Origin of the sequence: Acinetobacter kyonggiensis, assembly GCF_900107285.1 — a bacterium.
In the GTDB taxonomy this organism is placed as follows: Bacteria; Pseudomonadota; Gammaproteobacteria; order Pseudomonadales; family Moraxellaceae; genus Acinetobacter; species Acinetobacter kyonggiensis.
The window spans coordinates 204871-227144 of record NZ_FNPK01000002.1 but is presented as its reverse complement, the minus strand read 5'-3'; the positions used below and the strand labels follow the sequence as shown (position 1 = coordinate 227144).

The window sequence follows — 22274 nt, the reverse complement described above, 5'->3', positions numbered from 1 at the left end:
GTACTCTTTTTAGTAAAGGATGGATTTGTAATGCTTATTTCGTGATCGAAAACAAAAGTTTGAAAGTGGCTTTTTAGTATTCAAATTATTGTTTATAAAAAGTTATTTTGTTTGAAGTAAGTCTTGAATAATCAGTTTTTTCATTTTAAATAATGCGGTGAGTGCATGAGGATTGTTTGTTAAAATTTCCCATAAATTTTGCGGGACAATTTGCCAACTGACACCAAATTGATCTTTACACCAACTACACTGGTCTTCAGTACCATGTAAGGTGATGGCATTCCAGTAATAGTCAATTTCAGCTTGATCTTTGCATTCAATCACTAAGGATACAGCTTCACTAAATTCGAAATTTTGTTGAATGCCACTGTCCATGGCCATCAAGGTCAGGTCGTTGGCTGTAAATTGAGCATGTTTTACTTGTCCAATATATTCTCCCTCGCTATATTTTAGAACACCTTGAAATTGAAAGTGCTTAAATAGAGTTTGATAGAAATTCAATGCTGTTAAGCATTGTCCTTGATATGAACCGCAATACATAAGTGTCGGGACAATTTTTTGCTGATTGACATCCGATAATTGACCTAAATAGAGTTGCCAGTTAAAACCATGTTGGTCTTGTAACCAACCATAATAATTACTCCAAGGATATAGACCCAGCTCCATTCGTGCGAAGCCACCATCAATCAATTGTTTCCAATATTCATCAATTTCAGTTCGACTTTCACAAATTACCATAAAAGAAATAGAAGGGTTAGGGGTGAAAGGGGGGCCACCATTAATGCCCATAAATGGAACACCTGCGAATTGTACTTTTAGTGCAGTGTCATGTTCTTGTATGATTTGGCTGTTTGGAAAAATAGAGCAATACCATTCTAATGCAGTTTTAGCATTTTTTTTAAACCGCAAAGCAGGGTAAATAGAGTGAGTCATTATTGTGCTCTATATGTGCAGTATTAGCAGATAATGTAGCTTTTTTTCGAGTTAACTTAAGTAAGTTTACGTGGATTGATTGTATAAAATTTATTCAATTTAAAATAAAAAATGCAGCGTCTAGGCTGCATTTTTGGCTGCTAAAGCCTTACTTTATTGAAGTGGTTTGAGGTTTTAAACTCTGAGTTAAGCCATTGATATCACCCCCTTGAATACCCAGTTCATTCATCAGGCTATCAATCAGTGGCGCTTGAGTACGGTAACGTAATGCACTATTCACCACTTGATCAGATAGGGAAATTTGTCCTTGATCTGAATAACCTTCACCTTGCACACTATTGCCGCCGATACCGCCTAAACCAGTAACTTGCAAAATCTTAATATCATCAATATTTTCCATAGGTTTAACGCTTTCACGGATAATTTCTGGTAAATATTTCAATAATGCCAAGCGAATCTGCATTTCGACTTGTTCAGAAGACAAGATATTATTGGCTTCATTCACAGCACGTGTACCTTCAGCATCGACTTGGTATTGTTTTTCCATGGCTTGGGCCAAAAGAATTTTTGCATCTGCTTCACCTTTGGCTTTCAGGCGTTCTTTCTCTGCATCTGCTTCAGCAGCGATGCGGATTGCTTCTGCATCGTCAATCGCGGCTTTTTTCCCAGCTTCGGCTGCGACCGTGATTGCAATGGCATCTTTTTCTGCCGCTTGTTTTGCTGCAACCAGTTCAACGGCTTTTTGACGTTCTGCACGTTGTGTTTCACGTACCGTAATGACTTCTTCTTCTGCTTTTACTGCTTCTGCGCGAGCACGGTCGGCAGATGCTTTGGCTTCTGATTCTTCACGAGATTTTTCTGCAATTGCAATGGCACGGATTTGTTCAGCCAATTCAATGGTTTTTTTCTGTTCCACTTCTGCTTGTTGAATAATCTGTGATTTCTGAATGTTTTGACTTTCCACATCACGGGCAGCAGTGATCCGTTTTAAATCGACTTCACGTTCAGCCGCAATACGTGCTTCTTCCGCTTCACGTTTTTTAGCCGCTTCTTGCATGGCAATTTCAGCCAATTGTTCAGCTTTACGAATTGAAATTTCACGCTCTTGTTGCATTTTTGCATATTCTTCTTCACGCAAAATTTGTAAACGTGCTTGTTCTGCTTCTAGGTTTTTGGTTCGAATAGCAAGGTCGGTATCTTGTTCAATATGGTTGCGCTTACGACGACGGTCTTCAATGGTTTCCGTTAATTTGGTTAAACCTTCGGCATCGAAGGCATTTTGCGGGTTGAAATATTTAAAGCCTGTTTGATCTAAACCCGTTAAAGACACGGTTTCCAGTTCTAAGCCGTTTTTAAAGAGGTCTTCAGAAACCACTTGTTGAACTTTTTGCACGAAATCGACACGTTTCTCATGCAGTTCTTCCATCGCCATTTCAGCTGCTACTGCTCGCAGTGAATCAACAAATTTGCCTTCAACGAGATTTTTCAGTTCATTGGGTGACATGGTTTTTTGCCCCAAAGTTTGTGCTGCTGTTGCAATAGATTCAGCTGTGGGCTTAACTCGCACATAGAATTCAGCCATTACATCCACACGCATCCGGTCACGTGTAATCAGCGCTTGATCATCTGCGCGGCGAACCTCAAGACGAAGCGTATTCATGTTGACTGGAATTGTTTCGTGAAGCACGGGAAGGACAATGGCACCACCGCCTAAAATGACTTTTTCCCCACCAAAACCTGTACGGACAAAAGAAATTTCTTTACTTGAGCGTTGATAAAGTCTGGCAATAATAATACCAATAATGACCAGTGCGGCAAAAATAATACCTGCAATGACTAAGATGTTGTACAAATTTGAATTTAACATTGTTATCTCAATTATTTTATTGGAAGTTAAAAATTAAAGGGTAATGGCTTGAAAACCGATTTTAGTTTTTTGGGTTAATACAACAGATTGACCTTGGCGAAAAACTTCATTTTGTTCTGGTTCAACCAACACATAGTGCATTTGCCCAAATTGATCTTTGACTTTGGCTTGAGCTGGTGAATTTATTTTGGCTTCACCTAAAATAATTAGCGCTGTGCGCCCAATGAGTTCTTCACTATAAATAGCTGTGGTTTCATCTTGCGGTAAAATTTTCGCCATAACCATGGTGCTATAGCGCACAAGAGGCATGCTGAGGAATAAACATGCAGGTGCAATAATCCAAGCACTAAAAAGTCTGCTGTAAAATGATGAAAAATGCTTTGAAGAATGAAGCCAGTTAAACCATAAATGGTTAAGAAAATAATCAACCAAACAAACAGTGGAACACGTCCCAAATATAACCAATCTAACACTAGGGTAAATAGACTCTGATCAGCATCTATTGTAATTTCGGCATGTTGTGCAGATGTGAAATCATTGGGTAAAAATTGTTCTAAAAAGCTTTGAGAACCACCACCCAATAACAGCAAAATCAGTTCTAAAATGCCGAATAACAGCATGAGGAAAATTGAAACGCTAAAAATGAAATTGGACGGATGAATAAAAAGTTCCCACATTATTTTTTTCTCTGTCTTTATGTTAGTAAGTTATTAAATGTTATTGATTCTTGTTTATAACTAAATCTAACTCAAGATAGCATTGAAGGATACTTTTGTCTAAAGAAATAACATGGTTTTATGATTATCAATATGATGATAGTGGTGACTTTAAGTACATTATTTTTAATCAATTCTTTTGTTGAAATGAACATAAATTAAAATTTACATCATCAAAAAGACGCTCAGAAAAAATCAAAAGCTAGCGATGACGAACATGCTGTTCTATAGGTGAAATGACGGGGTAGAACAAGCTCATTTTAATATAAACAGGTTTGCATTCGCACCTGCATGTCTAAGGCTTGCTGTACAATAAAGCTTTTCATCCAATTATACTGTTGCCCCATGGGATTGGTTTTAATCGCGCTATTGAGAAAGTCTAACTTTTCGTGGTGAAACAGTTGGCTTTCAATGGCATCTTCTAATTGGGCGCTATTTGTCATTAACGGCAGATGGATCAAATAAAATGCTTTGGGATAATTATAAAAAGCATAAAGTAAATTAAAGGCTTTCTGGTCTGCTTTTAAATGCCCAGCGCCAATTTCATAGCTACGGTCTTGATTGCTGTGGGTTAAACCAAGCAAAAATTCAAATGTATTGTTCGAAAGTCGTAGACCAAATTGCAGACCAATTTGGTCAGCTGTCAGTTCATGTTGAACAAAATTATTCAGGATTGAACCATCGTCATTTAAGGGTTCTTGTAGTGCCAATAAATGTGAATGATGTTGATAGATAGAGCCTGCCAGTTGTGCATCTTCTAGGCTTGTTTTAACGGTTTCGATAGTACGGTCTAGCGTAAGCATCATTCAACACAACATAAGGTATGGGGAGCATTTAGATACTGTATGAAATTTTTAAGCTGAATAAAATAGATCTTTTGAATAAGTGAGCGGTCAGCTTATATTTTATACATTCCTGTGCGAAAGTTGTTGTATTCTCTTTATTTAAGTAAAATCATAGCGTATTTAAAATTGATCATTAATAAAAACTTATACTTATTATTAGATAAGCTCTATATGATAATTTTGCATATCAATATAATAAAACAAGCAATAGTTCAGATAACTAAATCTTTATAATGAATATATATATTTTAAAAGTGTAATAAGTACACGTTGATCTGAGCTGGTGTTGTCAATGTCCATAAATGAGGAAAGACTTACTCATCTTAAACAGCTTGAAGCTGAGAGTATTCACATTATCCGTGAAGTGGCTGCCGAATTTGAAAATCCGGTCATGTTGTATTCTATTGGTAAAGATTCGGCAGTCATGCTGCATCTTGCGTTAAAAGCATTTTATCCTGCAAAACTTCCATTCCCACTATTGCATGTCGATACAGGCTGGAAGTTCAAAGAGATGATCACATTCCGTGACAACATGGCAAAAACCCATGGTTTCGATTTGATCGTTCATCAAAATAAAGAAGGTAAAGACGCTGGGATCAATCCATTTGATCATGGCAGTTCAAAATATACCGATATCATGAAAACTCAGGGCTTAAAACAAGCACTGGATAAATACGGTTTTGATGCTGCCTTTGGTGGTGCACGTCGTGATGAAGAAAAATCACGTGCTAAAGAACGTGTTTATTCTTTCCGTGATAGCAAGCATCGTTGGGACCCTAAAAACCAACGTCCTGAACTTTGGAATCTTTACAATGGTAAAGTGAACAAAGGCGAAAGTATTCGTGTGTTCCCATTGTCAAACTGGACTGAGCTTGATATTTGGCAGTACATTTACTTGGAAAGCATTCCACTTGTACCTTTATATTTAGCTGCAGAACGTCCTGTGGTTGAACGTAGCGGTACACTCATCATGGTTGATGATGAGCGTATGCCTTTAAAAGAAGGTGAAGTTCCACAAATGAAATCGGTACGTTTCCGTACTTTAGGGTGTTACCCATTAACGGGTGCGGTTGAGTCAACTGCCAATACCTTACCGGAAATTATTCAAGAAATGCTGCTTGCCACAAGCTCTGAACGTCAAGGTCGTATGATTGACCATGATGAAGCAGGCTCGATGGAAAAGAAAAAGCAAGAAGGCTATTTCTAATTTCCTTAAGAAAGTCCCTCTTTAAAAAGAGGGATTTAGGGAGATTAAAACCGATTTCTAACGAATTTGTGGAGTTTGAGCAATGTCTCATCAATCTGAACTGATTAGCCAAGATATCTTGGCATATTTGAAACAACACGAAAATAAAGACTTATTACGTTTTTTGACTTGCGGTAATGTCGATGATGGTAAATCTACCTTAATTGGTCGTTTACTTTATGATTCAAAATTGATCTATGAAGATCAATTACAAGCCGTGACTCGTGACTCTAAAAAAGTGGGTACGACAGGTGATGCACCTGACTTGGCACTTCTTGTTGATGGTTTGCAAGCAGAACGTGAGCAGGGTATTACCATTGATGTGGCATACCGTTATTTCTCGACTGAAAAACGTAAGTTCATTATTGCCGATACACCGGGGCATGAACAATATACGCGTAACATGGCAACAGGTGCATCTACTTGTGACCTTGCAATCATCCTGATTGATGCGCGCTATGGTGTACAAACGCAAACGCGTCGTCACACTTATATTGCAAGCTTGCTGGGTATTAAGAACATTGTTGTTGCGATCAACAAAATGGACTTGGTGGAATTCTCTGAAACACGTTTCAATGAAATTCAAACTGAATATGCAGGTTTCGTTGCTCAATTGGGCGACCGTAAGCCAAGCAACATCATCTTTACGCCAATTTCTGCATTGAATGGCGATAACGTGGTGAATGTTTCGGAACACACACCGTGGTACAAGGGCGAAACCTTAATGGGTACGCTTGAGTCGATACAAATTAACCGTGATACCGCGAAACGTGATTTTCGTTTCCCTGTGCAATATGTGAACCGTCCTAACCTCGACTTCCGTGGCTTTGCAGGCACTATTGCGCTAGGTGAAATCAACGTGGGCGATAAAGTTGTGGCTTTACCATCGGGTAAGTCTTCAACGGTGAAAGAAATCGTCACGTTTGATGGCAACCTTGAACATGCATTTGCAGGTCAAGCGGTGACACTCACGCTAAACGATGAGATTGATGTATCACGCGGTAATATGTTGGTACGTGCGGATCAGGGTGTTCCTGCAATTTCTCGTTCTGTAAAAGCGACTGTGGTCTGGATGGCGGATCAACCGCTGGTGCTTGGCAAGTTATATAACTTAAAAGTGGGTACGCAAACTGTTCCTGCAAAAGTGACTGCCATTAACTTCCGTACTAATGTGAACACGCTTGAGCAAATGCACGTGGATCATCTTGATCTTAATGCCATTGCCAATGTGACTGTTGAATTTGATGCGCCAGTGGTATTTGACCGTTATCAAGACAGCCGTTATACAGGTTCGTTTATCTTCATTGATCGTTTAAATAACGTAACGATTGGTGCGGGCATGGTGGAAGAATCTGTTGAATGGTCTGCGCATAGCAACCCTGTAACAGCAGAAGACCGTGCAGCACGTTTGGGTCAAAAACCTGCGTCTATTACGGTGTCGAACAAAGCTTTGGAAAATGCACAAGCACTTGAAAGCTTATTGCTTCAACAAGGTATTGTGGCAATTGCTAAAGCGGATTTAGATGCTGCACAAGTGGCATTGCTTCGTGAAACAGGGATTGCGGTGATTACGACTGTGACTGAAGGTACAGATGTCGCATTTACGCAAGATGCTGTTGAAGAGTTGGCTGAAAAAATTGTGGAATTGGTTCGTCTTTAAGAGATGAGTTGATTTGAAGAAACCCACCGTTAGGTGGGTTTTTTTTTGGTAGGACTTATGCTTTCATTCATAATATCTATAGGAAAAATATTATGAATGAAAGATTTACAGATGATGTAAGAAATAAAAAAATTGAGTTAAATTGTACGGAAATTTTAATTTATCAAAATAAAGGGATGTGTTTAAAAGGCTATGGAAAAATTAAGATTAATAGCGTTGGCACAATTTACTTAGATTTTATTTGCCAAAGTGCTTATAACTTGCCAGAAATTGAATTTTTTTCTACCAAATATCCCAAAAATGATTTAATTGCTGAGCAGGTTTTAATTTAATTGGAAAAACCTTAGATGGTCGTACTTTTACATCAAAGAGTTTTAACGTAAAGCTAAATCATCAGATTTATTTATTACCAATTCAAATTTATATTTTTCTTTCTTATATAGAGTTTTCTGAGAAAGTTAAAAATGAAATTAGCTTTCTTTATTTGGAAACACAGCAAATTTTAGAAATACCAAGTAATAAAATTAATACAATTACTTCAACAATTGGCGATTCAAGATCGGAACGTAATGAAACTATTTTTAGCCTTTTTAATGATAATTTAAAATTTAGATATGTTAAAAATTATCAAAATAAAAGCTATATAGAGTTAATAGGGAATTTTCAAACAAACAGAACGCATGATTGTCTAAGGTTGTACTATGGGTTGACAACAGGGTGTCTTCTTCAATTTTATTATTCATTTCAGCAAATAAAAAAAGAAAGAATACAAAGGATTAATTCAATAAATACTAATAAAATTGATCATAGATTCTTTCAGGTGTGTCCGACAAATATAAGTGTTGATAATAAATTATCTTTGGATTTTCATGAAAATTTTCTTGTAATAATATTTAAATTAGCTGCTGAAAACGAAAATATATTTAATAGTGTTTTTGAGCAGTGGAGTCGTTTGTGGGATGCTTCTAGATCAACTCAGCAAATTCTAAATTTAGTGATTACAACCTCAGTTGAGGGGTTGTTGAATGATATTTTTATACCTATATTTGAGGAAGATGTGGATCAGAAATTATTGGATGAAATATCAAATATTAAAAATATTATTAAGGCGTTGGATATAAATCATAGTTACAAGCAAAGGTTACATAACTCAATTTCTTATTTAAAGAATATAACAGCAAATAAAGCACTTAATTTATTGGTGATAAAAAAAGTTTTAACTAAGGATGAGGTGAAGGCATGGAAAGAGCTAAGAAATGAAGTAGCACATCCAAAAAATAAAATTTTAGATATTGATGATCAAAAAAAAGTTGAGAGTAATTTTCTATTGTGTCTTAATTTATTTAATAACTTGATATTTCAAGCCTTAAGATATGATGGGGTAAGGTATTATTTTACAAATGAAGATAGTCCTAAAATTACTGAATTCAAGCATTGCCAAGATTTATTAGATAAATCTTAAACCTGTGTTAAGATATATCTTAATTAAATAAAGCTATATCTTAATTATGCCTAAAACTCCCAATCCAGAACTGCTCACAGACCTCGAAAGTTCCCAAACCCTACGTAAACAGCGCTTATTTGAAGCAGGGCAAATGAAACTCTTAGCCCTGCATCTCATCTCGCTTGCACCGAAACACGGTTACGACATTATCAAAGATATGGGTGATATTGTCGGTGGTGGTTATATCCCAAGTGCAGGCACCATTTATCCAACCCTGAACTATCTAGAAGAGCATGAATTTGTTGCTTCAATACTTGTTGCGGGGGATCGTAAGCAATACAGCATTAGCCCAACAGGCATAGAACATTTAAGTGCTCAGCAAGATCAAGTAGAAAGCATTCTTGGTCGTTTTGAAACCCGTCGAAAAATCCACATACAAATAGAATATATCGACATTAAACGTGCAATGGAAAACCTGAAAGCATCGCTACGATTGAAAATTCAACATACTGAATTAACTCCTGAACAAGTGCGTTGCATTGCAGACAAAATTGATCAGGCTGCCGTAGAAATTGGCCGTTTATAGGAGTAACACGTGAAACAGCATAAATATAAAATTAGCGTTGAACATATTACCGATGTAACAGGTAATCCATCGACCTACGCAGAAGCACTCGAATTTACCACATACAACCATGACGATATTTTTAAAGTATTGGGTTTTATACAAAAAACAGAACTGCTCGATGGCGAATCAGCAAAGGCTTTCGCAGTTGGGTTAAAACTGTTTGGTGAAGTATTACTGGAACATAAAGACGTGCCTTTGTTTAAAGAGTTTATGCCTCAGTTTGTACAGTTTATGAAAGCATTGAAAAAATCTGCACCAAAAGAAATTTAACTGTTATTAAATTGATATATTTAAGGTATTTAATGTCAAATTCTCTTCCAAAATTTCATCCTAAACACATGGCTTGGCTTATGCCTTTAATTTTGTCATGTGTCATGAGTGGTTCACTATCATGTTTTAACTTATTGATGAATAAAGGCTGGGTTGATGGATTTATTTCGATCTGGCTACATACGTGGGTGTTGTCTTGGTTGGTGGCTTTTCCATTAATTCTGGTCTTTATTCCATTGGTACGTAAACTGCTGATGCCTTTTGTTGCTTCACCTAATCATTTGGCAAAGTAATGCGGATAAAGTTAGATCAAGCACAGGTATTTTTTATCTTGATGAAGTTGGCTTAAGACATAAGTCCGACCTGACTTCATTCCTTACTCTATCTATGTTCAAATAAGCTCAATAAACTTGATAAGTAACGAATAGGGAAAGCCGTCATGTCACAAGCAACCATGCAACAAGTCATCATTACCGAAGTGGGTGGCCCAGAAAAATTATCTTATGAAGCCGTCGCTATTCCAACTGCACAAGCAGATGAAGTCTTAGTGAAAGTGCATGCTTTTGGTATTAACCGTCCAGACATCTTGCAGCGTCAAGGCTTATATCCGATGCCTAAAGGTGTAACACCTGTGCCGGGCTTAGAAGTGGCTGGCGAGGTTGTTGCAGTTGGGGAAAATGTCACTCAGTTTAAAGTGGGTGATAAAGTTTGTGGACTGACCAATGGCGGTGGTTATGCAGAATATTGCGTTGTGCCTGAAAGCCAAACTTTGAACATTCCTGAAAATGTCAGCTTTAGCCAAGCGGCAGCTATTCCTGAAACTTTCTTTACTGTATGGGCGAATGTGTTCCAAATGGCGAAAGCCAAAGCAGGTGAAACTATTTTGGTTCATGGTGGAACCAGTGGAATTGGTACAACTGCACTGATGCTATGTAAAGCACTTGGTCTTAAAACCTTTGCAACGGTTGGTTCTGATGACAAGGTTGCTGCTATTGCAGAACTTACAGATGCCATTAACTATAAAACTCAAGACTTCGAACAAGTGGTTAATGAGAAAACGGACAATGGTGGCGTAGACATTATTTTAGACATGGTGGGTGCACCGTATTTAGAACGTAATTTAAATCTTTTACGTCGCGATGGTCGTTTGGTCTATATTGCATTTTTGGCTGGAGCAAAAGCCAAAGATGTAAAACTTGGTCAAATTATGATGAAACGCTTGACCATTACTGGTTCAACTATGCGAGCGCGTACCACGGCTGAAAAAGCTGAAATTGCTCAAGGTTTAAAAGACACTGTTGCACCACTTTGGGCAAAAGGTGAATGCTTACCAATGATCTACAAGACCTTTAAGTTTGATCAAATTGTCGATGCGCATATTGCGATGGATATAGGTGATCATGTTGGTAAGATTGTGGTGGAAGTGATTTAAAAATTTAAGTTGTCTTAAATCCCTCTGTAATAAAGAGGGATTTTTTCTTTCTGTTTTAAAAGGTGAGCAGTGCTGCCTAAGATGGGATTCAAAACCAGAAATAGAGATTAGAAATGAATCGTTAAGTTTTTATGATATAAAAATTGTTAAACTCAAATTTTAGACATAAAAAAACCAGCATAAGCTGGGATTTTTATTGCACCATTTTAAGAAGTATTAAAATGGTGCCCGAGGCCAGACTCGAACTGGCACGCTTTGTGGGCGGGGGATTTTAAATCCCCTGTGTCTACCGATTTCACCACTCGGGCATTTTAACAAGATGGAGGCGGAGGTCGGAATCGAACCGGCGTACACGGAGTTGCAGTCCGCTGCATGACCACTCTGCCACCCCGCCATGTCTTGTTGATGCGTATATTAGCAACCTTTGAAAAAAAAACAATACTATAAATAGTGTATATGCACATAAAATCGGCATATAGAATAAAATCGGCTAAATAATCATGTATTATTTGCGAAATTGATTCATATCTACTCTGGAGATGTGCCGTGGCATTAGTTTTAGATGGTCGTGCATTGGCAAAACAAATTGAAGCTGACTTGTTAACACGTGTAGAAGCGTTAAAAGCAAAAACAGGTCGTACCCCAATCCTTGCCACGATTTTGGTCGGTGATGATGGTGCATCTGCAACGTATGTGCGTATGAAAGGGAATGCTTGCCGTCGTGTCGGTATGGATTCATTAAAAGTTGAATTAGGTAAAGAAACCAGTACTGAACAACTTTTGGCAGAAATTGAGAAACTCAATGCCAATCCAGATGTTCACGGTATTTTGTTGCAACATCCAGTACCAGAGCAAATTGATGAGCGTGCATGTTTCGATGCAATCTCGCTTGCAAAAGACGTAGATGGTGTAACTTGCCTTGGTTTTGGTCGTATGGCAATGGGTGAAGCAGCATATGGTTCTGCAACACCAGCGGGCATCATGACCATTTTAAAAGAAAATAAGATTGAAATTGCAGGTCAACATGCGGTTGTTGTGGGTCGTTCTGCAATTTTGGGTAAACCAATGGCAGCGATGCTGTTGCAAGCTAATGCAACAGTTACGATTTGCCATTCACGTACTAAAAATCTTCCAGAATTGGTAAAACAAGCGGATATTATTGTTGGTGCAGTGGGTAAAGCTGAATTGATCCAAAAAGACTGGATTAAACAAGGCGCTGTGGTGGTTGATGCTGGTTTCCATCCACGTGATGGCGGTGGTGTAGGTGATATTCAGTTGGTGGGTATTGAAGATGTGGCATCTGCGTATACACCTGTTCCGGGTGGCGTAGGACCAATGACCATTACCACGTTGATTCGTCAAACGGTTGAAGCTGCTGAAAAAGCTTTAGGTTAATTTGATTGATATGAGTCTCGACGGAGTCTTTTCGTTGTAACTATTGATGTAAGAAGCTCGTATGTTACTTTTGTTTCGGCAAAAGTAACCAAAACCATTGCCATCTACAGAACTCGACCTATTTAATCTTTGATTTAATATGTCGCAGAAACATTAATTATTTAATGATGGTCTGCCTCGAACAGCTGTAGATGGCATATCGTGTATCAAATTATCGTTGTAAATTCTAATAAGTTTTCAAGGCTTATCTATGAGCTGTACTTTTCAATTTCCTCAAGCCCCAGAACATTTGCGTAAAGCTTTACATGAAGTGATTCCACATTGTGAGCTTGTAGCTCAGCAACTGCCTGAGACACCCATTTCACTGTGGTTGATTCCACCTGTATTTCCAACCGATCGCTTGGATGATGAGGTGATTCGTCGTATTTGGAACGATACGCCGTATTGGATCTTCTGTTGGGCTTCAGGGTTGGCAATGGCACAGTGGTTGCTTGCAGAGCCGCATCATGTCAAAGATAAAGTTATTCTAGACTTTGGTGCAGGATCGGGCGTAGTGGCGATTGCAGCGAAAATGGCAGGCGCAAAACGTGTTATCTGTTGTGATATAGATCCCATTAGTTTGGATTCCTGTCGTGCCAATGCTGAATTAAATGCTGTGGAACTCGAATATTTAGATGATCTGTATCAAGCTGAGCAAGTCGATGTGCTCTTGGCTGCGGATGTACTTTATGACCAATGCAATCGTTTTTTCTTAGATGAATTTCTGAAATTTGCACCAGAAGTCTGGGTGGCAGACAGCCGAGTAAAAAACTTTAGTCATCCGAATTATCAAAAATTGGATGAACGTAGTGCCACCACTTGGCCTGATTTGGATGAGTCGAAGGAATTTCGTAATGTCAGTTTCTATAAGACGCTGTAATTAGCGTCTTATAGAATTTTTTACTTAAGAGCAGGTATAACGAACCACGCGCAATGTGCTCGGGCGAGTATTTAGCGCTTGGCGAGTTGCATAATCTTCGCTGTTGTATAGGTCGGGCGTGTTGCTCAAGCCAATACTGGTACGGCTGTTACCAATTTGACGACCCGATTTTTCGAGTTGAGTGGCAGGGTTTACAATTTCATTGATACTTAAAATACTGAGTGTGTATTGTTTATTTGCACCTAGAACTTTTTGGCATGCACGTTGTAATTTCTTTGCATCCATTTGTTGGTTTTGACGACCAGCCAAAGTATAAGCCAGTGTAGCAGTATTATTTGACTGGCTTTCAATTTGATAGCCCACATTGCCATTGTATTGGCGTGGAGTGCTTTGACACGCAGTAAGTCCAAGCGCAATAAAACCTAAGCCAAGCAATTTATAGGTATTGTTCATCTTCAAAAGTTCCAAGCGTTATTATTCTATTGAGTATGCCATAAGCTTATTTTTTTAACGATCTTAGATCGGTCTATATTGCATAAAAAAGCTTTCCAATGCTGAGCTTTTAGAAAGCTTTTTTAGATGATTGTTCAACTAAGTTGCATAGGTTTAGTCATCAGTAATGATGTTGTCCTGCAAAAGAATATTGGCAAAACAAATCCTTTTAAAAAGCTCCTCAATTAATGTTCTTTAATTTCTGAATGGTGTTTGGTGTCTTTCATAAAAATATAAACAATCAAAGAGATAGAAATTAAAATAGTGACATAAATGAAGTACCAAGACTCATGTCCCGCTTCTTTAAAACTGAGTGCGAAAAATTCTGCTGTTCCCCCAAATAGGGTGTTGGCAAGTGCGTAGGGAAGGGCGACCCCTAATGCACGAATATGAGCAGGAAACATTTCGGCTTTCACCACGGCATTGATGGATGTGTAACCTGTAACAATCACTAGACCTGCTAAGCAAATCCAAAATGCTGACCAATAATCTTGAGTTTGTCCTAACTTGTCAAAGAGGAAATAGGTAAATAAAACACCAAGTACACCAAAGCTAATCATGAGTGGTTTTCGACCAATCCTGTCAGATAAAGCACCTGCGAAGGGTTGTAAACACATGAAAATAAAAAGTGCTAAGGTGGTGATTTGCGTAGCTTCAGGTTTGCTAAATCCAGACGTATTCACCAGATATTTTTGCAGATAAGTCGTGTAAGTGTAAAAAGCAACAGTACCACCAGCCGTTAAAAATAAAACTGTAAATGCTTGTCTAGGATAATGTTTAAACAAGGAAAACATGCTGGATTCAGGTTGGTTTTTATCTTGTTGTGCATTTTTAAAAGATTGCGTCTCTAATAGTCCGCGACGAATATAAAAGACCACAATAGCGAGGCAAGCACCGATAAAGAATGGAATTCGCCATCCCCAAGCATGGAGTTGTTCTTCGGTGAGTACAAATTGCAAAATGAGTAAAACGCAGAGGGCGGTAAGCTGCCCTGCAATGAGGGTGACATATTGAAAACTGGAAAAAAAGCCGCGTCGGTTTTTTTCTGCCATTTCACTGAGATAGGTCGCACTTGCACCATATTCTCCACCGACACTTAAGCCTTGAATGAGTCGGGCAACCACTAAAATAATTGGTGAAAATATTCCAATTTGATCATGTGTGGGAGCAATCGAGATCATCAGAGAGCCAATACACATCAGTGTCACAGAAAGGGTCAGACCTGATTTACGTCCTTTTTTATCTGAGTAAATGCCCATAATCCAAGCCCCAATCGGGCGCATTAAAAAGCCAACAGCGAAAATGGCAGCAGCTTGGAGTAATTGTGCGGTTTGACTACCTTTGGGGAAGAATGCGTGGGCAAAATATAATGTAAATGCAGCATAGACATACCAGTCATACCATTCAACAAGGTTACCTGCTGAGCCACCCAGAATGGATTTGACCCGTGTTTTCGTGTCTAAATTTGCTTGTGGGACATTTTGTTCAATCATCTGTACAAGTCCATTTTGTTATTCTTTTTAAATGGTAAACCAATTGTTTTAACGACATAAGCATATGGATTTTTAGTTTTGTACAAAAAGTGTGCGGTATTGGTTTTTTAAGCAATCGGTTTAAAGAAAAGGAGAATAAGTTGCTGCTGTAAATGCTTTAAGTCCTGATGTGAAATGGTTATTTTATTTTCCTTAAACTGATAGATGATTTCTCGGTGTCATTTCACTTTAAATAGTGTTAAGTTTCCTAAAATAAGAAGAAGTTTAAGCCCAATTTTTTAATAATATAAGGGAGGTAATCATGCAAGTTAGTCATCCAGTTTATGATGTAGTTGTTGTGGGTGGTGGTATTAATGGCATTGGTATTGCTGTTGACGCTGTAGGGCGTGGCTTGTCTGTATTTTTGTGTGAAAAGGATGATTTAGCCAGCCATACTTCTTCAGCGAGCAGTAAGCTTATTCATGGTGGTTTACGTTATCTTGAGCATAAAGAGTTTCGCTTGGTACGTGAAGCTTTAGCAGAACGAGAGATTCTGTTGGCCAAAGCCCCGCATATTATTCGTCCTTTGCGTTTTATTATGCCTCATCAGCCCCATTTACGTCCTGCATGGCTGATTCGAACAGGCTTATTTTTTTATGATCATTTGGGTAAAAGAGAAAAATTAGCAGCTTCAACTCATCTTACTTTTGATGCAGCAACAAGCCCTTTAAAAGCAGAAATCACTCAGGGTTTTGAGTATTCTGATTGTGCTGTAGATGATGCACGATTAGTGGTGTTAAATGCGATACAGGCGCGGGAACGAGGGGCTCATATTGCGACCCAAACCCGATGTACATCGGCTTACCGTGAAAATGGCTTGTGGGTGATTCAGTTAGAAAATACGCAAGGCAGTTATACCGTTCAGGCTAAAGCGTTGGTGAATGCTGCTGGGCCGTGGGTGGCACAATTTATTCAACAGAATTTAAAACAAAAATCCCCTTATGGTCTTCGGCTGATTCAGGGCAGTCATATTGTTGTCCCTAAAATTTATGCAGGGGATAGGGCTTTTATTCTGCAAAATGATGATCATCGGATTGTTTTTGCGATTCCTTATTTAGATCAATACACCCTAATTGGTACAACGGATCATGAATATCAAGGTGATTTAAATAAAGTCGATATTACCCAGCCAGAAATGGACTATTTATTGGATGTTTATAATGATCACTTTAAGCATCAATTAGCTCCTCAGGATATTTTATATACTTATTCAGGGGTGAGGTCTTTATGTGATGATGAGTCTGATAATCCATCAGCGATCACCCGTGATTATACTCTGGCTCTCTCGCAAGAGCAGGATGCACCTTTGCTTTCGGTGTTTGGGGGGAAACTCACCACCTATAGAAAGTTAGCAGAATCTGCCCTGACACACTTACAGCCTTTTTTCCCAACGATGAAAAAGCCTTGGACAGAAAAGGCTTTATTACCGGGTGCCGAGAACTTGGTTTCAGTTGAGCTTTTAATTCAGCAGCTTGTACAAGCGGTTCAGGATGTACCTTTGCAATTGGCTTCAAGGTGGGCACATGCCTATGGCTCAAGGGTATGGATATTTTTAAACAATATTTCAATGTTACATGAGCTTGGGCAGGATTTTGGGCATGGTTTATATGCGCAAGAAGTGGACTATCTTGTAAATCAAGAATGGGCGATGAAGAGTTCTGATATTTTGTGGCGTAGAAGTAAATTAGGTCTAGAATTTACTGAAGCTGAGATTCAAGTTTTGGATGAATATTTACTTGAATTGCATAAACGCCGCGCCATGTCTGCTGTAGCTTAATTTTTTGATTGGATATTTTGAATTTCTGGGTAGAAATGGCAATTGTTTTTCCAATTCCATCAGGTTTTTGCGATGTCAGCTTTGAGTGGGTAGACGCGAGTGTTGTTATAAATTTTATTTTGAGTGATCGGGTGTTTATACATAAAGAAGGTCACAGCAGTGACCTTCTTTATGTGTTTTAAATCATTAGATCTCTATGCCGCCCAGTGCTTTGCAGTCAACGGGAGTATTCCATTTTACTGCTGTTCCCCACATTACTGGTCGTACAACGCGCCAAGGCCAGAAACCGAATCTTTGGCTGGCATTGTAGTTGATGACGACGTTACCACCCACTTGATGTGCTCGCTCTGCAAAGCGCGGATACAGCTCTACTACGCTGCCGTATGTACCTTTGGCAACTTTAATACGCTTTTTAATCTGAAATTGGCTGGAATCTGGCGTACCTTTGATTGCACAAATATGAAGAGCAGGTTGTTCGGTAGTCTCTGGTTTCGCCATGGCTAGACTAGATAAGCCGAGTAAGCAGGCCGTCAGTGTGAATGTTTTTAGCATGAGTTGCCCCTTGTTGTAATAAAGTTTTTTAGATTTTTTTGTAATGTATAATTCTAAAAAAAGGTCGCCGAAGCGACCTTTTTTTCAATTTAGATTAAGCAGATTTTTTAACTGCTTCTAAAAGTTCATTTTGACGTGCTGTTAGAGCAGCGGGTAAACGCTCACCCAGTTTACTGAATAATTCAGTATGGCTTTCAAGCTCTTTGATCCATTGGTCTTTGTCTTGCGCTGTTACGGTGTTGAATTGCTCTTTAGAGAAATCAATACCTTCCCAGTTTAATTGTTCGTAAGTTGGAACTAAACCGATTGGTGTTTCAGTCGCTTCAGCCCGACCTTCACAACGATCAATCATCCACTCAAGAACACGCATGTTCTGACCGAAACCAGGCCATACGAAGTTGCCTTCAGCATCACGACGGAACCAGTTTACGTTAAAGATTTTAGGAAGTTTATTGCCTGCAACTTCAGCTTTAGCTGCAACTTGTTCACCAAGTTCTAACCAGTGAGAGAAGTAATCTGCCATGTTGTAGCCAGCAAATGGAAGCATCGCAAACGGATCGCGACGAACAACACCTTGTTGACCAACAGCAGCAGCAGTGGTTTCAGAACCCATTGTTGCAGCTTTATATACGCCATCAACCCAGTCAAACGCTTCAGAAACTAAAGGCACTGTGTCTGCACGACGACCACCGAAGATGAATGCAGAAATTGGAACACCCGCTGGATTTTCCCAGTCAGCGTCAATTGAAGGGCATTGACCCGCAGCAACAGTAAAGCGTGCATTTGGATGTGCTGCTTTTTCTGCGCCAGTGTGTGGTTGACCTTTCCAGTTGGTTAGGTTAGCAGGTGCTTCTTTGGTTAGACCTTCCCACCAAACTTCACCGTTGTCTGTTACCGCAACGTTGGTATAGATCACGTCTTTATGCAGTGTTGCCATACAGTTTGGATTGGTTTTGGTATTTGTACCCGGTGCAACACCGAAGAAACCAGCTTCAGGATTGATTGCATATAAGCGACCGTCTTCACCTGGTTTGATCCAAGCAATATCGTCACCTACAGTTTCAATTTTCCAGCCTTCATAACCTGCTGGTGGAATGAGCATTGCAAAGTTGGTTTTACCACAAGCAGAAGGGAATGCCGCTGCGATGTAATGTTTTTCGCCTTGTGGATTAGTCACACCAAGGATCAACATATGTTCAGCTAACCAGCCTTGTTGACGACCCATAGCTGATGCAATACGTAAAGCTAAGCATTTTTTACCTAGCAATGCATTACCGCCGTAACCAGAACCGTAAGACCAAATTTCACGTGTTTCTGGGTAATGAACGATGTATTTTTCAGGGTTGCAAGGCCATGCAACGTCTTTTTGATTTGCTTCAAGCGGTGCGCCTACAGTGTGTACGCAAGGAACATATTCACCATCAGTACCAAGAACATCATAAACAGCTTTACCCATGCGAGCCATTTTAGACATGCTGACTGCTACATAAGGAGAATCAGTGAGTTCGATACCGATGTGCGCAATATGAGAACCTAAAGGACCCATAGAGAAAGGAACAACGTACAAAGTACGACCTTTCATCGAGCCATCAAACAAACCGTTTAAGCGGGCACGCATTTCAGCAGGCTCTTCCCAGTTGTTTGTCGCGCCAGCATCTTCTTGTTTTTCTGAACAAATGTAAGTACGGCCTTCAACACGAGCAACGTCAGAAGGATCAGAATTAGCAAGATAAGAACCAGGATGAGTTTCTTGGTTAAGCGCTTGCATAGTGCCGTTAGCGATCATCAAGTTAATATAACGTTGATATTCTTCTTCGCTGCCGTCACACCATTCAATTTTCGCTGGTTTCGTTAATTTTGCAATTTCTTCAACCCATGCAATAAGCTTAGGGTGACGAACGAATTCTGGTGCGTTCACTTGGGTCATGGTGAGGCCTATCTCGAATGTGTACAATTTAACTGTACAAAGTACAATCTGAGTAATGGAATACATCACTCAGATAAAATATGAAAAAAAAGTGGCTGTATTAAAGCATAAAATCATAAAAAAAATAAGACCAAAGACGTGCTGGATTTCTATGGGTGGTTTAGCTTGATTTGTTATAAAAACCATAAAATACAATTGTTTATTGGGTTTTTTTAATTCATATCTCTTTATTTAATGTATTTATGAGTGTTATTTATTTTAATTATGTTTTTAATAATCAGCTACTTATGTGTTACTTCTTTATGAGAATTGTTATTGATTAAATAAATGGTGCTAATTCAATATTTACATAAAGGGGCTTTAAATAATAGCTCAACTGGTTGAAATTAGAACAAAAGCTTTAATTGTGTATAAAAATGTTTAAACAGCACAAACCATTATCCATTATCTATAATGCAAAGTCAGGATTTCACGCTTCAAACCAAGCTGAGTTTTATGAGCAAATCATCAATCGGTTATCTAAGCATGGTTTTGAAATTCAGTCTTTTGAAATCAGTTCACAGCGTAGTTTTGATCTCTTGATGCAAAAGGTATTGGCACGGCATCGGGATTGCGAACATAAAGGGGTTATTGTTGCGGCAGGGGGCGATGGTACTTTAAATGCCGTCGCTGCAAGTTTAATGGGTTTGGATATTCCGATGGGAATCTTACCCTTAGGTACTTTTAACTATGTTGCTCGGGTGCTGAATATTCCACTGGATTTGCTTGAAGCCACAGAAGTTATTGCTACAGGAACCACCAGAAATATTCACGTGGCACAGATCAATAATCACATTTACCTAAACAATGCCAGCTTAGGCTTGTATCCGTTATTTATTCAGAAGCGCGAACTTTACAATCAGCGTTTTGGTCGATTTCCTTTACATGCGTATACCTCAAGTCTGGATGTGTTAATTCGTGATCGCAAGGAATTGAAGCTTGAGGTTGAGGTGGATGGTAAAAAGTATCCAGTGAAAACACCGCTGATTTTTTTTGGCAATAATCAACTGCAATTGGCGGAAATGAATTTGAAGATTGCCAAATGCGCAGAACTTGGACAGGTTGCTGGGGTGGTGGTCGCTAAAAGTGACAAACTGACCTTATTTAAAATGCTGTGGCAATTGATTCAAGGAAATTTGGAAAAAGCCCCAGATGTTTACAGTTTTGCCGCAGATGAAGTCAAGGTTCATTCGAAGCGCAACAAGCTGACCGTTGCCATCGATGGAGAAATTGTTGAAATGCAGCCGCCATTAAAAATTACTGTGCGGAAAAATGCGTTAAAAGTCATGGTGCCTTATGATTCTGCACCTGTCTGATTTACATTTTGGCACTGAGAAATCTGCCTGTATGGCTGCGATCAGGCTATTTTGTCTAGAACATGAAATTGAAGCTGTTGTAGTCAGTGGTGATTTAACCCAACGTGCGCGTTATACACAGTTTTATGATTGTAAACAGTTTTTGGACAGTTTGAAGCTGCCTTATTTGGTCGTGCCGGGGAATCATGATATTCCACTGTATCATTTATGGAATCGGGTCTTCAGTCCATTTACCCGTTATCAGTTGTTTTTTGGCAACATGGAAACCACACTTGAAACAGATCACTTTTTTATTGTGGGTGTGAACAGTATTCGGCGGCGTTATCATACCAAAGGGCATATTTCACTGGAGCAAATTCAGCAGATTGATCAGTCTTTGCAGCATGCACCGCCAAATAAAATTAAATTAATTGTGGCGCATCAGCCTTTTTATACGCCTCCAAATGCTGAACATGGCGTAAAAGATTGTCCAATATTAGGGCGAATGGCGCTGGAAGTGTGGAGTAAAAGTGGTCTAAATGGCTTATTACATGGTCATTTACATCATACTGCTGTTTATGATTTAAATGCGCTTTACCACTTAAATGTGAGTCATTCTGTGTTAGAAATTCATGCAGGAACAGCAACTTCCTATCGCTTACATGGCGGTTTGCCAAACAGTTTTAATGTAATTCATTCTAATTGTGCTATTGCACATTATTATTTTGATAATGCGTTAGGTGATTTTGTTCTGCATAAAAGAAATGCGGATTAAGTCCAGAAATAGCGAGAATTGAATAAAAAAAAGACAAAATCATAAATATTTTTTCATTTTACCCTTGAAGCGTTTTTTTCCATCCCCACAAAAGTGTCATCGAAATTATTTTCTGATAATGACCCACGGAATAATTAAGTCATTATCAATTCACTGTATAAAGACCTGTTCTTACAATCAGGTAGATGGAGTTTCAAATGAGCAACATTCGTCCTTTACATGATAACGTTGTTATTCGCCGTGTTGAAAAGGAAACCAAAACAGCGGGTGGTCTAATCTTAAGCACTTCAGCAGCTGAACAGCCTGCTCAAGGTGAAATCATTGCTGTAGGTAACGGTAAAATTACAGACAATGGCGTGCGTGCTTTAGATGTTAAAGTTGGTGATAATGTATTGTTTGGCGCATATGCGGGAACAAAAGTAAAAGTTGATGGTGAAGAACTTCTTGTAATGAAAGAGTCTGATATTTTAGCGGTTTTAGAAGGCTAATACAGACCTGTTTTATTGAATCAGATTCTTGAAAAATTAAAA

21 protein-coding genes, 2 tRNA genes and 1 pseudogene are annotated in these 22274 nt (G+C 38.8%); 14 read left to right on the top strand and 10 right to left on the bottom strand.

What is annotated here, in order from left to right; all coding sequences use genetic code 11:
• Positions 1-102: 102 nt before the first annotated feature.
• The 4 genes and pseudogenes from BLV99_RS02855 to BLV99_RS02840 all read right to left on the bottom strand — a co-directional run bounded on the left by BLV99_RS02855 (position 103) and on the right by BLV99_RS02840 (position 4319).
• A complete protein-coding gene (locus BLV99_RS02855; protein WP_086183664.1) occupies positions 103-933 on the bottom strand; it encodes a VOC family protein in 831 nt (276 codons plus the stop codon).
• Positions 934-1081: 148 nt separating this feature from the next.
• On the bottom strand, positions 1082-2800 hold the full coding sequence (locus tag BLV99_RS02850) for a flotillin family protein (protein WP_092687522.1): 1719 nt from the start codon (positions 2798-2800) through the stop codon (positions 1082-1084).
• Positions 2801-2833: 33 nt separating this feature from the next.
• Positions 2834-3477 (bottom strand): annotated as a pseudogene (locus BLV99_RS02845) (YqiJ family protein).
• A gap of 299 nt (positions 3478-3776) precedes the next feature.
• Positions 3777-4319 carry a hypothetical protein gene (locus BLV99_RS02840; RefSeq protein WP_092687519.1) on the bottom strand — a complete coding sequence of 181 codons (543 nt, stop codon included), beginning with the start codon at positions 4317-4319 and terminating at the stop codon, positions 3777-3779.
• Positions 4320-4659: 340 nt separating this feature from the next.
• Between BLV99_RS02840 and cysD the strand changes: the two genes are divergently transcribed.
• The 8 genes from cysD to BLV99_RS02800 all read left to right on the top strand — a co-directional run bounded on the left by cysD (position 4660) and on the right by BLV99_RS02800 (position 11041).
• Complete coding sequence (gene cysD, locus BLV99_RS02835; protein ID WP_171065359.1) at positions 4660-5568, top strand: sulfate adenylyltransferase subunit CysD; 909 nt, start codon at positions 4660-4662, stop codon at positions 5566-5568.
• Between the two features lie 82 nt (positions 5569-5650).
• Positions 5651-7267: a sulfate adenylyltransferase subunit CysN gene (cysN, locus tag BLV99_RS02830; RefSeq protein ID WP_092687516.1), complete on the top strand. Its 1617-nt coding sequence runs from the start codon at positions 5651-5653 to the stop codon at positions 7265-7267.
• A gap of 92 nt (positions 7268-7359) precedes the next feature.
• The gene (locus tag BLV99_RS02825) at positions 7360-7599 is read left to right on the top strand and encodes a hypothetical protein (protein ID WP_092687513.1); all 240 of its coding nucleotides are present in this window, start codon (positions 7360-7362) and stop codon (positions 7597-7599) included.
• A gap of 152 nt (positions 7600-7751) precedes the next feature.
• Positions 7752-8729, top strand: a complete 978-nt coding sequence (locus BLV99_RS02820) for a hypothetical protein (RefSeq protein ID WP_092687511.1) — start codon at positions 7752-7754, stop codon at positions 8727-8729.
• 46 nt (positions 8730-8775) lie between these two features.
• Positions 8776-9297: a PadR family transcriptional regulator gene (locus tag BLV99_RS02815; RefSeq protein WP_092687509.1), complete on the top strand. Its 522-nt coding sequence runs from the start codon at positions 8776-8778 to the stop codon at positions 9295-9297.
• Positions 9298-9306: 9 nt separating this feature from the next.
• Positions 9307-9609 carry a DUF3861 domain-containing protein gene (locus BLV99_RS02810; RefSeq protein ID WP_092687506.1) on the top strand — a complete coding sequence of 101 codons (303 nt, stop codon included), beginning with the start codon at positions 9307-9309 and terminating at the stop codon, positions 9607-9609.
• Between the two features lie 32 nt (positions 9610-9641).
• Positions 9642-9902: a DUF2798 domain-containing protein gene (locus BLV99_RS02805; RefSeq protein ID WP_086183657.1), complete on the top strand. Its 261-nt coding sequence runs from the start codon at positions 9642-9644 to the stop codon at positions 9900-9902.
• Between the two features lie 146 nt (positions 9903-10048).
• Positions 10049-11041 (top strand): NAD(P)H-quinone oxidoreductase, encoded by a 993-nt coding sequence (locus BLV99_RS02800; RefSeq protein WP_092687503.1) that lies wholly within the window; start codon positions 10049-10051, stop codon positions 11039-11041.
• Between the two features lie 222 nt (positions 11042-11263).
• Here BLV99_RS02800 and BLV99_RS02795 read toward each other — a convergent pair.
• A tRNA-Leu gene (locus BLV99_RS02795) sits at positions 11264-11349 on the bottom strand.
• 12 nt (positions 11350-11361) lie between these two features.
• A tRNA-Cys gene (locus BLV99_RS02790) sits at positions 11362-11435 on the bottom strand.
• Between the two features lie 152 nt (positions 11436-11587).
• Between BLV99_RS02790 and folD the strand changes: the two genes are divergently transcribed.
• The gene (gene folD, locus BLV99_RS02785) at positions 11588-12436 is read left to right on the top strand and encodes a bifunctional methylenetetrahydrofolate dehydrogenase/methenyltetrahydrofolate cyclohydrolase FolD (protein WP_092687499.1); all 849 of its coding nucleotides are present in this window, start codon (positions 11588-11590) and stop codon (positions 12434-12436) included.
• A gap of 250 nt (positions 12437-12686) precedes the next feature.
• Positions 12687-13355 (top strand): class I SAM-dependent methyltransferase, encoded by a 669-nt coding sequence (locus BLV99_RS02780; protein ID WP_092687496.1) that lies wholly within the window; start codon positions 12687-12689, stop codon positions 13353-13355.
• Positions 13356-13379: 24 nt separating this feature from the next.
• Here BLV99_RS02780 and BLV99_RS02775 read toward each other — a convergent pair whose 3' ends face one another.
• On the bottom strand, positions 13380-13808 hold the full coding sequence (locus tag BLV99_RS02775) for a hypothetical protein (RefSeq protein WP_086183653.1): 429 nt from the start codon (positions 13806-13808) through the stop codon (positions 13380-13382).
• A gap of 224 nt (positions 13809-14032) precedes the next feature.
• A complete protein-coding gene (locus tag BLV99_RS02770; protein ID WP_092687492.1) occupies positions 14033-15340 on the bottom strand; it encodes an MFS transporter in 1308 nt (435 codons plus the stop codon).
• A 301-nt stretch (positions 15341-15641) separates the two neighbouring features.
• On the opposite strand from BLV99_RS02770, the gene glpD reads away from it, so the two are divergent.
• The gene (gene glpD / locus BLV99_RS02765) at positions 15642-17156 is read left to right on the top strand and encodes a glycerol-3-phosphate dehydrogenase (RefSeq protein WP_092687489.1); all 1515 of its coding nucleotides are present in this window, start codon (positions 15642-15644) and stop codon (positions 17154-17156) included.
• 186 nt (positions 17157-17342) lie between these two features.
• Here the strand turns inward: glpD and BLV99_RS02760 are convergent, their stop codons facing one another.
• Positions 17343-17708: a hypothetical protein gene (locus tag BLV99_RS02760; protein WP_092687486.1), complete on the bottom strand. Its 366-nt coding sequence runs from the start codon at positions 17706-17708 to the stop codon at positions 17343-17345.
• Between the two features lie 94 nt (positions 17709-17802).
• Positions 17803-19635 (bottom strand): phosphoenolpyruvate carboxykinase (GTP), encoded by a 1833-nt coding sequence (locus tag BLV99_RS02755; RefSeq protein ID WP_092687483.1) that lies wholly within the window; start codon positions 19633-19635, stop codon positions 17803-17805.
• 416 nt (positions 19636-20051) lie between these two features.
• Here BLV99_RS02755 and BLV99_RS02750 point away from each other — a divergent pair, with 416 nt between their 5' ends.
• The 3 genes from BLV99_RS02750 to BLV99_RS02740 all read left to right on the top strand — a co-directional run bounded on the left by BLV99_RS02750 (position 20052) and on the right by BLV99_RS02740 (position 22232).
• Positions 20052-20990 (top strand): diacylglycerol/lipid kinase family protein, encoded by a 939-nt coding sequence (locus tag BLV99_RS02750; protein ID WP_092687480.1) that lies wholly within the window; start codon positions 20052-20054, stop codon positions 20988-20990.
• Entirely contained in the window at positions 20971-21744 is a 774-nt protein-coding gene (locus tag BLV99_RS02745; protein WP_092687477.1) for a metallophosphoesterase family protein, read from the top strand. Before BLV99_RS02750 ends, BLV99_RS02745 begins: the two co-directional genes overlap by 20 nt.
• A 197-nt stretch (positions 21745-21941) precedes the next feature.
• The gene (locus tag BLV99_RS02740; protein WP_086164289.1) at positions 21942-22232 is read left to right on the top strand and encodes a co-chaperone GroES; all 291 of its coding nucleotides are present in this window, start codon (positions 21942-21944) and stop codon (positions 22230-22232) included.
• Positions 22233-22274 lie beyond the last annotated feature (42 nt).

Coding starts and splice junctions, on each gene's coding strand:
- BLV99_RS02850 (WP_092687522.1), bottom strand. CDS start 2,800: ATGTTAAATTCAAATTTGTACAACATCTTAGTCATTGCAGGTATTATT.
- cysN (WP_092687516.1), top strand. CDS start 5,651: ATGTCTCATCAATCTGAACTGATTAGCCAAGATATCTTGGCATATTTG.
- BLV99_RS02775 (WP_086183653.1), bottom strand. CDS start 13,808: ATGAACAATACCTATAAATTGCTTGGCTTAGGTTTTATTGCGCTTGGA.
- BLV99_RS02815 (WP_092687509.1), top strand. CDS start 8,776: ATGCCTAAAACTCCCAATCCAGAACTGCTCACAGACCTCGAAAGTTCC.
- BLV99_RS02745 (WP_092687477.1), top strand. CDS start 20,971: ATGATTCTGCACCTGTCTGATTTACATTTTGGCACTGAGAAATCTGCC.
- BLV99_RS02780 (WP_092687496.1), top strand. CDS start 12,687: ATGAGCTGTACTTTTCAATTTCCTCAAGCCCCAGAACATTTGCGTAAA.
- glpD (WP_092687489.1), top strand. CDS start 15,642: ATGCAAGTTAGTCATCCAGTTTATGATGTAGTTGTTGTGGGTGGTGGT.
- BLV99_RS02855 (WP_086183664.1), bottom strand. CDS start 933: ATGACTCACTCTATTTACCCTGCTTTGCGGTTTAAAAAAAATGCTAAA.
- BLV99_RS02840 (WP_092687519.1), bottom strand. CDS start 4,319: ATGCTTACGCTAGACCGTACTATCGAAACCGTTAAAACAAGCCTAGAA.
- BLV99_RS02760 (WP_092687486.1), bottom strand. CDS start 17,708: ATGCTAAAAACATTCACACTGACGGCCTGCTTACTCGGCTTATCTAGT.
- BLV99_RS02800 (WP_092687503.1), top strand. CDS start 10,049: ATGTCACAAGCAACCATGCAACAAGTCATCATTACCGAAGTGGGTGGC.
- BLV99_RS02750 (WP_092687480.1), top strand. CDS start 20,052: ATGTTTAAACAGCACAAACCATTATCCATTATCTATAATGCAAAGTCA.
- BLV99_RS02740 (WP_086164289.1), top strand. CDS start 21,942: ATGAGCAACATTCGTCCTTTACATGATAACGTTGTTATTCGCCGTGTT.
- BLV99_RS02755 (WP_092687483.1), bottom strand. CDS start 19,635: ATGACCCAAGTGAACGCACCAGAATTCGTTCGTCACCCTAAGCTTATT.
- BLV99_RS02805 (WP_086183657.1), top strand. CDS start 9,642: ATGTCAAATTCTCTTCCAAAATTTCATCCTAAACACATGGCTTGGCTT.
- BLV99_RS02770 (WP_092687492.1), bottom strand. CDS start 15,340: ATGATTGAACAAAATGTCCCACAAGCAAATTTAGACACGAAAACACGG.
- BLV99_RS02825 (WP_092687513.1), top strand. CDS start 7,360: ATGAATGAAAGATTTACAGATGATGTAAGAAATAAAAAAATTGAGTTA.